Source organism: Phormidesmis sp. 146-20 (assembly GCF_052939475.1).
In genome coordinates this window covers 126,041-139,556 of the sequence record NZ_JBJPHT010000004.1, presented here as the reverse complement: position 1 = coordinate 139,556, position 13,516 = coordinate 126,041, and the positions used below count along the sequence as shown (strand labels likewise).

The 13,516-nt window shown below is 50.7% G+C and carries 11 protein-coding genes; 7 read left to right on the top strand and 4 right to left on the bottom strand.

The annotated features are described in order from the left end of the window. Nucleotides 1-106 precede the first annotated feature (106 nt). Together ACKFKH_RS05480 and ACKFKH_RS05475 are read right to left on the bottom strand one after the other, a co-directional pair. Nucleotides 107-511, bottom strand: coding sequence for a hypothetical protein (locus tag ACKFKH_RS05480; RefSeq protein ID WP_446857235.1), 405 nt, complete (start codon nucleotides 509-511; stop codon nucleotides 107-109). Between the two features lie 467 nt (nucleotides 512-978). Further along, on the bottom strand, nucleotides 979-1,962 hold the full coding sequence (locus tag ACKFKH_RS05475) for a pyruvate dehydrogenase complex E1 component subunit beta (protein ID WP_446857234.1): 984 nt from the start codon (nucleotides 1,960-1,962) through the stop codon (nucleotides 979-981). 218 nt (nucleotides 1,963-2,180) lie between these two features. On the opposite strand from ACKFKH_RS05475, the gene ACKFKH_RS05470 reads away from it, so the two are divergent. Then, entirely contained in the window at nucleotides 2,181-2,636 is a 456-nt protein-coding gene (locus tag ACKFKH_RS05470) for a cupin domain-containing protein (protein ID WP_446857233.1), read from the top strand. After that, on the top strand, nucleotides 2,636-4,291 hold the full coding sequence (locus tag ACKFKH_RS05465) for a CocE/NonD family hydrolase (protein ID WP_446857232.1): 1,656 nt from the start codon (nucleotides 2,636-2,638) through the stop codon (nucleotides 4,289-4,291). The genes ACKFKH_RS05470 and ACKFKH_RS05465 overlap by 1 nt, the downstream gene beginning before the upstream one ends. Here the strand turns inward: ACKFKH_RS05465 and ACKFKH_RS05460 are convergent. Further along, entirely contained in the window at nucleotides 4,276-5,565 is a 1,290-nt protein-coding gene (locus tag ACKFKH_RS05460; protein WP_446857231.1) for a pentapeptide repeat-containing protein, read from the bottom strand. The genes ACKFKH_RS05465 and ACKFKH_RS05460 overlap by 16 nt on opposite strands. Nucleotides 5,566-5,600: 35 nt before the next feature. Here ACKFKH_RS05460 and ACKFKH_RS05455 point away from each other — a divergent pair, with 35 nt between their 5' ends. The 5 genes from ACKFKH_RS05455 (at nucleotide 5,601) to ACKFKH_RS05435 (ending at nucleotide 12,610) form a co-directional block, all read left to right on the top strand. Continuing rightward, the gene (locus ACKFKH_RS05455) at nucleotides 5,601-6,068 is read left to right on the top strand and encodes a GNAT family N-acetyltransferase (RefSeq protein ID WP_446857230.1); all 468 of its coding nucleotides are present in this window, start codon (nucleotides 5,601-5,603) and stop codon (nucleotides 6,066-6,068) included. Next, complete coding sequence (locus tag ACKFKH_RS05450) at nucleotides 6,055-8,691, top strand: phospholipid carrier-dependent glycosyltransferase (RefSeq protein ID WP_446857229.1); 2,637 nt, start codon at nucleotides 6,055-6,057, stop codon at nucleotides 8,689-8,691. The genes ACKFKH_RS05455 and ACKFKH_RS05450 overlap by 14 nt, the downstream gene beginning before the upstream one ends. A gap of 99 nt (nucleotides 8,692-8,790) precedes the next feature. Then, complete coding sequence (locus tag ACKFKH_RS05445; RefSeq protein ID WP_446857228.1) at nucleotides 8,791-9,390, top strand: L-threonylcarbamoyladenylate synthase; 600 nt, start codon at nucleotides 8,791-8,793, stop codon at nucleotides 9,388-9,390. A gap of 556 nt (nucleotides 9,391-9,946) precedes the next feature. Next, on the top strand, nucleotides 9,947-10,786 hold the full coding sequence (locus ACKFKH_RS05440) for a sensor histidine kinase (RefSeq protein ID WP_446857227.1): 840 nt from the start codon (nucleotides 9,947-9,949) through the stop codon (nucleotides 10,784-10,786). Nucleotides 10,787-10,909: 123 nt separating this feature from the next. After that, entirely contained in the window at nucleotides 10,910-12,610 is a 1,701-nt protein-coding gene (locus ACKFKH_RS05435) for a serine/threonine protein kinase (RefSeq protein WP_446857226.1), read from the top strand. Nucleotides 12,611-13,079: 469 nt separating this feature from the next. Here the strand turns inward: ACKFKH_RS05435 and ACKFKH_RS05430 are convergent, their stop codons facing one another. Next, nucleotides 13,080-13,394 carry a WGxxGxxG family protein gene (locus ACKFKH_RS05430; RefSeq protein ID WP_446857225.1) on the bottom strand — a complete coding sequence of 105 codons (315 nt, stop codon included), beginning with the start codon at nucleotides 13,392-13,394 and terminating at the stop codon, nucleotides 13,080-13,082. Nucleotides 13,395-13,516: the final 122 nt, after the last annotated feature.

Genomic DNA, 13,516 nt, shown 5'->3' with positions numbered 1-13,516 from the left:
GTTTGATAGGAAGTAGGCTGAACGCGATCGTTCCCCTCAGCCAAACGGACACAGAACCGCAGCAGAAAGATTTTGAAAATTCTCCAGTTGGCTGCTTTGAGATGCGCTAGTGACAGGTTGCGTTGATGGAAACCGATCGACCGCTTGCCAGTGCCAAACTCAAAGTGGCGCAATTGGAGCGAATCGGATAGATCGGAACGATCGGATGCAAAACGCCACGGACGATCGTCGTACGACTGGTTGGGGTGACAATAATCGTCTGGGGATAATTGACCGATGGATGAGACGTAAACCCAAAGCTATCGCGCACCACTGTTGGCGCAGTAATCACGATCGACTGAGGCACCCCAAACGGATCGATAAAGTTGGTCTGCGAGTAAATTGTCGAATAGGACGGCTGAATCGGAATGGCTTTGACGGGCGCACCTCCGATATCCGGCGAAGCGATCGCTCGTCCTGACAGCAATGGAACGATCGAGAGGGCAACTAAAAGAGACAGACGTTTCAGCATGGCCATGTCTTAATTTGAGGTGACTTTCAGTGTTCGCACCCTTGCCTTTAGGATAACGCGGACAAAACGGTAACAGCCAGGTTTTGAGGGAAATCTTGGCCGCAAGAAACAGGTTGGCAATGACGATCGTCAATCGTACGTCACCCATCTCGAATTTGACAAAGGTTGGTCAACTGTATGCAGATGCTTTGAATGCGGCGGGCAAGTAGAGTTATTGGGTTAGAAAAAACGGCGTTGCTGAATCAGGGGAGGAATTGCCCCAAAGCGGCGGGAAACCCAAGGTTCAAAGTCCCCCAATTTTGGGGGATTTAGGGGGCGAACAGATGGACACTTCCCACGTATTCATCCCTCTAATCAGCAACGCCGAAAAAATTTCTATAGAAAATTCTCCACATCAAATTCACCTAAAAAATAAGGGCACACAATCTGCACCCTTAAGCGAATGATTTCAATAGCGAAACTCAAAACTAAACTTTGGCGGCAGTCATTTTTTTGACGGCATCGATGATGTCTTGGGGTTGAACGATCGTCAGATTTTCCAGTGCGCCATTATAGGGAGTAGGAATGTCTTGAGACGACAAACGTAGGACGGGAGCATCCAACTCATCAAAGAGGCGATCGTTGATCGAAGCCACAATTTCAGCCCCGATGCCGCCTGTTCTCATACATTCTTCGACGATGATCACCCGGTGGGTTTTGCGAATAGAAGCGCCGATCGTTTCAAAGTCCAACGGCTTCAACGACAGCAAATCGATCACTTCTGGGTCGTAGCCTTCTTTTTCTAGCGTCTTGACGGCTTGCAGAACGTGATAGCGCATCCGAGAATAAGTCAAAATCGTTACGTCTTCACCTTTTCGCACCACTTCGGCCTTGTCGAGCGGCAGCACGTATTCTTCATCTGGCAGATTTTCTTTAAGGTTGTAAAGCAACACATGCTCAAAAAATAGCACCGGATTGTCATCTCGAATCGCAGCTTTGAGCAATCCTTTGGCGTTGTAGGGCGTGGAGCAGGCGACAATCTTGAGACCCGGAACGGCTTGAAAATAAGCTTCTAGCCGCTGAGAATGTTCGGCACCCAACTGACGACCAACCCCACCCGGCCCACGAATCACCAGCGGAATCTTGAAGTTGCCGCCTGATGTGTAGCGCAGCATTCCAGCATTGTTGGCGATTTGATTGAAGGCCAACAGCAAAAAGCCCATATTCATGCCTTCAATGATCGGACGCAAGCCTGTCATCGCTGCCCCGATCGCCATTCCGGTAAAGCTATTTTCGGCGATCGGCGTATCCAGCAGCCTCAGATCACCATATTTTTTGTACAGATCTTTCGTGACCTTATAAGACCCGCCATAGTGACCCACATCCTCACCCATCACCAGGACGCTAGAATCACGCGCCATCTCTTCGTCAATGGCTTCTCGTAGGGCGTTGAAGAAAAGGGTTTCTGCCATTGTTCCTCTAAAAAGTTGCAGCATCCTATTTTAGAGGAGGTTGGGCGATCGCGGAAGCCTACAGTCTGGTCAACTGGCCCGTCAACTGAAAACCGCTTTCCCTCCTTTATGAGAAGAATCCTAATTCTTAATACAGATTCACTTTGTATCTCAAATAGCGGATAAGTTGAAGAGAAGACGCTGAAATCGGACTATTCGTGACTCTAGAGGAACGCTTCATGATGGATGATAGTTGCGTCATACCTGTGATCAAATCTCCCAACGATTATCAGGCTTACCGCATCAGCCCCAATGATACCAATCGATTGGCGATCGTCTTCGATCCGGTGATTGCCAATTTCTCGATGACTTTTTGTGTCGAAATTTTTGATGTCGGCGGCAAGACTCCGCCCAATCGCCATCAGTTAGCGGTTGAAATGTTCTTTGTCCTCAAGGGAGAAGGCATTGCCGTTTGTGATGGCAAAGAGGTGGCGATTCGAGCCGGGGATAGTTTGCTGGTGCCCCCGACGGGCATTCATGAAGTGAGAAATACGGGCAGCGATCGCCTTTATGCGCTCTGTATTATGATTCCCAATGAGGACTTTGCGGAACTGATTCGCAGTGGGGTTCCGGCGGAGTTGGATGCGGAAGATATGGCGGTTTTGCGGCGGGGTGGAGTGCCTGTTTTGAGATGATGTATGGGGTACGCGAGAAACAGACTGGCTCGATACTGACGCGCGATCGGGTGCGGTTGGATGCAGACATCTACTATCCCGATGGAGAAGGGCCGTTTCCGGTTTTGTTGATGCGGCAGCCTTACGGTCGAGCGATCGCTTCCACGGTTGTGTATGCTCATCCGATCTGGTATGCCTCACATGGCTATATTGTCGTGGTTCAGGATGTGCGGGGGCGGGGCACATCTGAAGGGGAGTTTAAGCTATTTGAGTCAGAAATTGAAGACGGCTACGATGCGGTCAATTGGGCGGCGAGTCTTCCGGGCAGTTCTGGCGATGTGGGCATGTATGGCTTTTCTTACCAGGGGATGACGCAACTGTATGCGGCGGTTAAGCATCCGACTGCGCTCAAGGCGATCTGTCCCGCGATGTTGGGCTACGACCTGTATGACGATTGGGCCTATGAAGGTGGCGCGTTTTGTCTACAGGCGAACTTAGGTTGGGCAATTCAGATTTCAGCAGAAACCGCTCGACTAAAGGGAGATGAAGCGACGTTTCTGGCGCTGTCTCAAGCTGCGAAGAATCTGCCCTTGGGCGATCGCATTCCCGCTCGTCCTGAAATTTTGCGGGGTCGCGACTCTTTTTATGAGGAATGGCTCGATCGCTGCGAGTTACCCGCAAGGGGTCGTCCCGCTGGCGATCCCTACTGGCAGAGACTCTCACCCAAAACTTACGTTGAAGCGTTTGATCTACCAATGCTGCATATTGGTGGCTGGTTTGATCCTTACCTGCGCGGCACGTTGAATCTGTACAAGGCGATGGAATCGAGCGATCGACCTCAACATCTGATCGTTGGCCCGTGGGCGCATTTGCCGTGGGGTCGAAGAGTGGGTGCGTTGGATTATGGCGCAGCGGCGGTGAGTGGATGCGATCGCCTGCAAATTCGATGGTTCGATCAGTTTCTCAAAGGCATTGACACGGGATTGCTGCAAGATTCCCCAGTCCAACTTTTTGAAATGGGCCGCAACGAGTGGAAAGCGCTCTCTCACTATCCCACAGCAACTCCAATGCCGTTCTTTCTCACCAGTACTGGACTGGCTGGCATGGACGATCGAGACGGTCATTTGATCGCGTATCCCTCTTCTCTCAGTCCTGCGATCGATCTGCTGGTTCATGATCCCTGGCGACCTGTGCCAGCGTTGGGCGGACATGCGGCGGCTCCGTCGGGGTCGTTCGATCGGGCTGCTCTCGATTGTCGCAGTGACATTCTCACCTACACCTCAGACCCGTTGACCGAAGATTTGCATTTGGTAGGAGATGTGTTTGCAGAGTTTTACTGTAGAGCGGATACGCCCAGTTTTGATCTGTGTGCGGTCTTGTCAGAAGTCAAACCCAACGGCAGCGTTTACAATTTCACCCAGGGTTATCTTCGAGTTGAGGCTGCTCAAGAACTTTTGCAAATGACGCTTCAGCCGACTTGTATTCAAATTCCTCAAGGGAGTGCAATTCGCTTAAGTTTAAGTGGGGCCTGTTTTCCAGCGTATCCGGTGAATGGGGGGACGGGCAGTTTGCCAGGAGAAGCCAGAGCGATCGACGCTCAAATCATCACGATCGCCCTTCGCAGTGGAGGTGACTTCCCCTCAAAATTGCGCTTACCGATTCAACCCCACGTTTGAACTTCTACAAACTCAGCGGGACAAGCCATCGGTTTTGAGTCAGTCGTCGCTTTGGGCATTTTGGGCAAAACAGGCTTTGATTCTTTGCTTTCACATAGTCTGGAAAGCGTGATCGGCGCTCCCGATCGTCCGGTTCTGCCCATACTCACCAGCCCGATGTAGGTTTTTAGCCCTTTGACTTTGGGAACGGCGGCAACCATCGTTAGGCGGGTACGATCGCCTTGAGAAAAAATCCGGTAAGCATACTTTTCAGTTTCGGCGGGGACGTTGATCCGAAGGTCTTCTAGCTTGGTCGCAAACCGATTTTTTTCAAGCAAATGGGCTTGCTGCGATCGCATCAGAGACCCCATATTTTGCTTGACTTCTGGAGAAACTTGGGCTTGCAGGGCGGCTTGCTCTGTTTTGATGGCTGCACTCAAGTCAGCGTCACGGGTGCCTTTGAGACTGGTGCCCTCAATCAGCGCATTTTTAAGGAGAGCCGATCGCAGGTTAGCGTTGTCGAGAATGGCGTTCTTGAGGTTGCTGCTGATCAGACAAGTGCCCGACAAGTTGGCATCAGTGAGATTAGCGCCACTCAAATCAGCCTTGACCATGATCGCACTGCTCAGATCTGCCCCTTTGAGCGTTGCCCCACTCAGATCCGCGCTGGCAAACTCTAACCCGTAAGCCTGAAATTCTTTGTTGTTGGTGAAATCAGGAATCGAACTTGACCCCTGACAGAGATAAGCCGACAACGCACTGGGATCGATCGACCCAAACGGAAACCCCGCAGGTCGAGCGCTACCCAAAATTTGCCGAAAACCGCTCAAAGTAGCGCCACTCAAGTTAGCATTGCTCAGATCTGCCCCGCGCAAATTCACCCCGATGAGATTAACTTGAGACAATTTGGTGCCTTTTAGTAAAGCGCCTGACAACTGAATGCCCTTCGTAGAAGCGTTTTTGAGATAAGCTTCGCTGAGGTCGGCTTTGGTAAAGTTAGTATTTTCTAAGGTGGCACGATCGAGATACGTCCGATTTAAGTTTGCACCCGTCAGATCCGCATCCGTCAGATTTGCAGAGCCGAGATTTGCGCCGCTCAGATTCGCCCCTTTAAGATTCGCATTGACTAGATTTGCGCCAAATAAATTAACATCCTTTAAATCTGCCCCACTCAAATCACACAACGGACACTGATTGGTTTTTAATAAGCGCTGAACGTGATCAGGATTGGCCGCCACAGCCGGAACCGCCCAAACCAGAAACACCGCAGCGATCGATAGATTTTTAAGCAACATTGCAGGAATTCTTTGAGTAAAAAATTGGCTGACCTATGGTAATCGATCGCACCCTTCCCACTATCAAACTTGCAGAATTGCCCAATGATTTTGGGGCGATCGCCGCCATTCGCACCACCGTCTTTCAAATCGAACAGGGTGTTGACGAAGCATTGGAATTTGATGGACTGGATGATGAGGCGATCCACTGGTTGGCCTATTTGGGCGATCGTCCGGTTGGGACTGCACGAGTCAGGTTTTTGGATTCAGAGATTGCAAAGCTAGAGCGTCTGGCCGTCCTTTCAGAAGCGAGAGGTCAGGGGATCGGTAAACAGATCATGCAAACAGCGATCGCCTTTTTAAGTGAAAAAAGTATTTCAGAAATCCGTATTCATGCCCAAGAACCTGTAAAAGAGTTTTATGAACAACTGGGTTTTGTCAGTGAAGGCGATCGCTTTTACGAAGCAAACATTCCCCATTTCAAGATGAGCAAACGGTTGGAATCAGGCAGTGGGCGCAAATAAACCGACTTGGGTGACAGGGCTGCCAATCTTGGGGTCAGTATGGTTGACGGGAGCGATCGTCGATCGGATTTGGTTTGCGGCTGACCGATCGATTCCCGGTTGGGATCAGGCTGACTATCTGACGGGCGCAATGAACTATTGGCGGGCCTTTCAGACTCCTGACTGGTTTTCTCAAGACTGGTGGACGAGCGTCTGGATGCTGTCTTCCAAAATGCCGCCCCTGGTCTATATCTCAACCACGCCGTTTATCAGTCTGTTTGGAGCGGGGATCGAGCAATCGACTTTGGTCAATCTGCTGTACAGCGCGATTTTGCTAACTGCGGTTTATGGGTTGGGGCTGCGCCTCTTTACAGTAGAAGTCGGACTGTGGGCGGCGGGGCTGTGTTTGTTATTGCCGGGACTTTATAAAATTCGTCTCGACTTTTTGATTGACTATCCCTTAGTGGCGATGGTGACGCTGAGTTTTTGGCTGCTGACGCTGCTAGTCACGGAGGTCGAAACAGAAGAACGGCTGGCTTTCTCCTTGTTCACCAGACTGCGGAATCCCGAAGATCGCTCCATCGTTATCCGATCGCTCTCCAAATTCCTCCTCTTACCCATTGGATTCGGAATCGCATTGGGGTTGACGTTTTTAGCCAAACAGCCTGCGATCTTTTTTCTATTGGTGCCGATCGCTGCCTTCCTGTTCTCGATTTTGCAGCACCGCCATTGGAAGAAGCTAATTCAATTATTTTTAGGCTTATTTGCCGCCACAACGGTTTGTCTGCCCTGGTATCGCACCAATTGGCTACTCATTCTCACAGCCGGAAAACGAGCCACCGTAGACTCCGCGATCGCAGAAGGTGATCCTCCCCTCAATACGCTGGCTGCCTGGACATTCTATCTTCGCGAGATTCCCATCCTCGTATCACTGCCGATCTTTGTCGTCGGGCTTGTCGGACTGGTGCTGTATTGGAAGCGATCGGTGATCGTCGGACATTGGTTTTGGGCAAATCGACGCTTACAGCGCATTTCAGACTACGGGGGACTGAGGGCACGAGGCTATCGCCAAAAAACCCATCGATCGTGGTGGCATTCCGTCCGGTGGCTGTTGATTTTTCTAATCGGGGCGTATTTGCTGTGTTCGCTCAACGTGAATAAGGACGATCGCTACATCACGCCTCTGTTGCCCGTTTTGACCGTTTTGCTGGCTCAGGGATTGGTCTTATATCCCGATCGACTGCGGGCGTTTCGCTGGGGTGCGGTTGGCTTATCAGGAATTTTGATGTTGCTCAATTTGCTGCCGTTGAATGTGGTTCCTAAACTGCCTTTCGACAAAAATCAGCATCCCGCAGTTTGGGGCGGCGAGTGGCACCATGCCAATGTGATTGATGAAGTGATTCGGACGGTGCCTTATCTACGATCGACGATCGGCGTTCTCCCCTCGACGGTGGAATTAAATCAGCACAACCTCAATTACTATGGCGTGTTGAGAAACTTTCAGGTCTATGGGCGGCAGGTTGGCACAAAACTCAAACAAGTGGGGCAAGACGTGCGATCGCTTTCCTGGCTCGTCACCAAAAGCGGCGATCAAGGAGCCATTCGTCAACCCGAAGCCCAAACCGCCCTGGGAATCGCGATCGCGCAGAGCACTGACTTTCAACTCCAAAAAACCTGGCCGCTGCCCGACAACAGTGTGCTAAATCTTTATCGACGGCGCGTTCCTCTCGTTCAGGTGCAGCCGAGTGACGAGGCTTGTGGTTCGGGTTGTGGGCCGATTCGATTAGAGCAGGTGAGAGCACCCAGTCAAGCTGCCCCTAACAAACCGATGCCCGTCACCTATCGCTGGTCAGGGTCATGGGAGCAGTTGCGATCGGGCTTGGTTCTCTTAACCTGGCGGGCAGAAAAGCAAAAACTCGACCCTCAAGCGACTCGCTGGCTTCATGATCACGCGATCGGGTTGGGAATGCTGCAACGCAACAGCGCCGACCCCAAAGCTCAGTTTCAAGTGATCGAACGGACGGCGACTCTACCGCCCGCAGCGGCCCAAGGCAGCTACACCCTCGAAGCCACCTACCTCAACCGAGAAACAGGCGAAACCTACAGCATTTCAGTCCCCAAAATCAGCGTCCAAATTGCAGACACGGCTCCAGAAATTGCAACCGTTGAATTGGATTGGGTGACCCAACTGCGATCGCTCTCCACCAACTTACCCAAGGGACTATCCGCGCTCGATCCCATCTTTGAGCAAATTGGCAGAATCAATCAGTTTGATCCCATCCAAGACTACGTGACTCAAGCCAAACAGACGTTGGAATTTCGGCTAAAACAAGAACCTCAAAATTTAGAATTCTTTTACGCGCTGTCTCTAGCAAATGTGCTGAAACGACAACTGGGGGGAGCGATCGACAGTTTCCAACAGGTGACCCGACTGGATGCTAACAATCCCAACGCCTACGCCTATCTAGCCTTCGTTAATCTCTACGACTTTCGCCCACGAGCGGCCCAATCTGCGCTCAAGACGGCCTTTGACCTCAACCCCGACCTTCCTGAACTTCACGCCCTCAATGCAGTCGCCGCCCTGATGCAGGGAAATGTGGGGCAAGCGTGGCAGGAGTTCCAGAGCTTTCAGAAAGGGGAGTGATCAAATTCTCGATTGTGCAAAAATTAAACTGCGTGAACAACGAAGTGAAAAACTCTTATCGAATTCACGTTAAACCAGATTTTTCTTTCACGGTTCAGAATGCCTCAAGTTTCATTTCGTGAGTTTGTTGAGGGGATACGATCGGGCCAACATCTAGGCAGTTTTGTCACGGATACGGTTCCGGCGTTGGCGGCGAGGCCCGATCGCGCTGACCTGATTTTCACCACCAAACAGCGCAGTTTAGACAAGCCTTTGATTTTGATGGCGGCGACGCTGGAGGATCTTTGGCCCTACGTTTTGGGCAGTCAGGCAGAGCAACAAATTTGGCAACAGGTCACCGATCGCCACTGGCCGGGCGCTTTAACCTTGGTGCTGCCTGCCACTGAGCGAGTGCCTGCTGTGATGAACCCCGGTGATCCGACGACGATCGGCGTGAGAGTGCCTGATCAGGCGATCGCTCGTACCATTCTGCAAGAAACGGGCCCTTTGGCAACGACGAGTGTGAATCGATCGGGACAGCCTGCCCTACAGACCATGCCCCAAATCGAAGCAGAATTCCCAGAAGTTTTGACCCTTTCTCCGTCTGAAATGATGCACTTAGAAACCAGCCAACCCGCATCCGGACAGCCCTCCACCGTCGCCAAATGGGTCGAAAACGGCTGGCAAATTTTACGCCAGGGAGCCATCACCCTCCATTAGTTGACACTCCCCAGCCCTAAAGGGACGGGGATTCTTGGCTCATCGAAACCACTTAAACTAGATTCCTTGCAGTCTCTAGCCCAGAGGTGGGATTCTCCCCAAGCGTTAATTCGGGTATGCCCTACCCTATTTGCTTTTCAGCAAGTCCTGTTTAATTTTGGAGGCAATTGCTCCAAAAAGCTGTTCGTCTAGCTCCTCTGAATCTTTTACCTACTGCAAGGTGGAGTCTAGAAAAATGCAGTAGAACCGCATAGATTCAATTTTCAAGGTTCAGCGTGTCTTTCGACGACAAGGTTTTTTAAGTGGTTGATTACCTTTCCACTGATTCAAATGCATGGCAAAACAGGAGATGATTTTGTGAAGATTTCTAGAAGTTGGACTCTGCCCACTAACGTGGGCGCGGGAACCCTCCATTCCGGTAATCCAGAAAAATTCGGATATAAGTGTATTAATTAGAGCAAGTTCGTTTCAAGAAAAAATTAGTTCATCTTAGAGCGGAACTCCTGGGTCAAAAATCCTTCGAGTACTCTGAGAACGGTTGTGCGTCAAGGTTTGTATGATCTGGATAAATCTCGTGTGCCTGGGGAGTGGTCTGAGTGCGGGTTTGATGGCAGGCTGGCTTTTGTGGCACTCCAAACTGCGAATAGAACAAGTGAGCGATCGCCAAACCCAACTGTCCTATCAAATGGCGATCGAGATGAGCCAATTCAAGGGTGGTTTTTTGGCGCGGACTTCTCACGAATTGCGATCACCCCTCAACAGTATTATTGGCGTTCACCAACTCATTCTCGCTGACCTGTGCGAGTCGCCCGAAGAAGAACACGAATTTATCACGCAAGCCCACGAATCAGCGCTAAAAATGGTACGACTGCTGGATGAAGTGATCCAGGTTGCCAAAACCCAAAACAGCACCAGCGTTCCCAAATTACAGCCTGTACAACTGACCAACGTGCTGCACGAGGTGGACAATATGACCCATCTTTTAGCAGAAAATCGCGGTTTGAGAATGACGATCGAGCTACCCGATCCTGAGATTTTTGTGACGGCTGATCCGCAGTGGCTCAGACAAGCGCTGGTCAGTCTAGTTAGCAGTGCGATTAACCAAATGCAACAGGGCAAGATCAAGCTTTCTCTATCCGCCATTGATGCCAAATTTGCTCATCTGGTTTTAGAAGACGAACGCCCGATCGCCCAGTGGCAAGAAGCGATCAATTTACTAGAATCTACACCCGACCAGACGACTTTAGAACTTTCTCCCGGATTTAACCTGATTCTCAACCAAACCCTACTCGAAGCGATGAAGGGCCGACTAGAACTGCTGCAACTTCCCTCTGGTGACGAAACTGGAGAGACTTCTACTTGCATTCGCTGCTCCATTCCGATCGCCAATGTCTAACGCCCAACGTCCCCTGTCTAACGCCCAACGTTTCCCTCTCCACTCCCCAACCTAGTGAATAGGATCTCAATGCCAAAACTTTGCTAGACTCACTCAAGCTAACTGCTTACCGCGAATAGCCCCATGATGGATACGCTAATCGGCAAAACGCTCCAGGGCGGAAAATATACGCTGGATGCAGAACTGGGTCGAGGAGGGTTTGGCATTACCTTCAAGGCGACTCATCACTATCTCAATCAAGTGGTCGTAATCAAGACGCTCAATGAGGCGTTGAGAAATGATGCGGCTTATTTAGATTTTCAGCGTAAGTTTCAAGATGAGGCGCGACGGCTGGCGATCTGTGTACATCCCAACATTGTCAGAGTCAGCGACTTCTTTTTGGAAGATGGCTTGTCTTATATGGTGATGGACTATATTCCCGGTGAGACGCTAGAAGAATTGGTGTTTCCCGATCGCCCCCTCCCCGAATCCACAGCCATCCATTACATTCGACAAATTGGCTCGGCGCTGCGAGTGGTTCATCAAAACGGGCTGCTGCATCGAGACATCAAGCCCCAAAATATTATTCTTAGAGAAAACACTCAGCAGGTTGTCTTAATCGACTTTGGCATTGCACGAGAATTTACCCCCGGCTCAACTCAGACGCATACCAGCATGATTTCGGTGGGCTATGCGCCGATCGAGCAGTACCTTTCTCAAGAAAAGCGTAGTCCTGCAACCGATGTCTATGGATTGGCGGCGACGCTTTATTCTTTGGTGACGGCGACGATCCCGATCGCGTCGATTTTGAGAGATAGACAGCCGATGCCAGAGCCACGTGGGTTGAGACGTAATCTCAGTGCAGCAACCAATCAAGCCATCATGCGAGGAATGGCGATCGACATGCAGTATCGCCCGGCGAGTATCGAAGACTGGTTGGCACTGTTGCCAGGAGAATCGGGAGGGGCAGTCTTGGCCAGCGAGGAGCTACTGCAAAACTTGTCTCAAACCCCACCTCCGCCTATTGTTTCGCATACCGAAGAGCCGACGATCGCCCTTCGTCCGCCTGCTAACAGAATTCCTGTTGAAACGATCGCGCCTCAGTCTCAGCAGATCGCGCCTCGGCAAATTGTCGAACCTTCTCGCAAATCTGGCTTAAAAATACTTTTGGGTCTGGTGGCGCTTTCGGGCGTGACGATGGCACTCGTTGGGTTAGCCAGTGTTTTGTTGAGACGACCTGAACCTGCCCCGATCGTTGCAGAAAGTCCTCAGCCGTCTGTCGAGCCGTCGGTTTCGCCCAGTCCTGAGCCTGAGAAAGTTGTTCCTATTCAAACGCCCTCCCCTTCTCCCAAGCCTGTCGAGCTTGAACCCACCCCGCCTATCGCCTCTCCCGAACCGACTCCACCCGCCCCACAGGAGCCTACTCCGCCAAAAGACCCGTCCCGAATTCCAGGATTTCCAACGGGTACGTCTGAGACCGAAGTGCGATCGGCCTTGGGAACTCCAACCAGAGTTAAGGCAGGCTATTGGGCAAATACGCGCAGTGCTTTATATGAAGTGGTGCCAGATCGCATTTCTCTCGCCTATATTTACGATCAAAGTTCAGGTAAAGTGCGTCAGACCGAAGCCTCTTTTGCTCAGTCGATCGACGATTTACAGATTCGGGTCACGCTCAATGGCATGATGGGCAGCCAAGCAACGGACGACATTATGCAAGGCCTTCAGCGCGTCTATCAGCGACAGTCTAATCAATTTAGCTTCAATCAAAACGGACTAAAAGGGACGATCGAACGTAACAGCAGCGATCGAATTTATATTGCTGTTTGGGATGCTGATTTGCATTAGTGATTTGTCCAAATCTTCTGCCTCCCAATGCATCCAGCCTCCTCTTTTTAGAGGATGTACTGACTAGTAACCACTAGAAATCTTCATTTGCGATCTTGATATTTTCAAAACGAGATCCCCAACTTTGCTATAAAGCGGGGATCTGATACCAGATGAAAATATAGCAATCCAAAATCACTCGTGAAATGCAGGGTTGATCGTGCCCCCTAGATCCCCCAACGTTGGGAAACTTTGAGCCGAGAGACTTCCTAGATTTCAAGACCCATTCCCAAGTTTCAAAGTCCCCCAGAATGGGGGATTTAGGGGGCGAAGCGGACTGGAACGGAGCAACAAAAATCTGTTCATGACTCATTTAGGATTGCTATAGGTTGCAGCCGATCGATCAAACTCCCGCACAAGTAGGGAAACTAGGGAGCAAAGATCTGTAGCAAGTCACCGTTGATGGCTATGGCACCTCATCAGCAAAAAATTAATATCTGCGAGATCCGGTTGTTTCGCTGGTGACACCAGGATCGCGGTAAGCGGCTCCTTCATCTCTGCTCTTGCGGCCCATCAGCCCAAACAAGCCGAGCAAACCGAGCAAACCCCAATAGCCGTTTCTGCCTTCGTTGTTGTACTCTACGTTGGAGGTGCCGGAAGTGGTGCCAGTCGTGGTGTCGCCAGAGGTTGAGCCACCCGTACCAGGTGCAGCGGATTGAGCGGACGCGATCGTAGCGGGCAAAACAGAGAGGCTCAGTGCCAAAGCGCCCATTCCCAAAACGCTGGAGATTTTTGAAGTTTTCATGATTAGAATCCTTAAGCTTTATGACTGGATGTGAACACTACACAATTTATTGACTCACCAAACAGACGAAATCATTCTTAAGCTGGAGATAGTGATCTGCTTAAAGTTCAGTTTTATTTTTC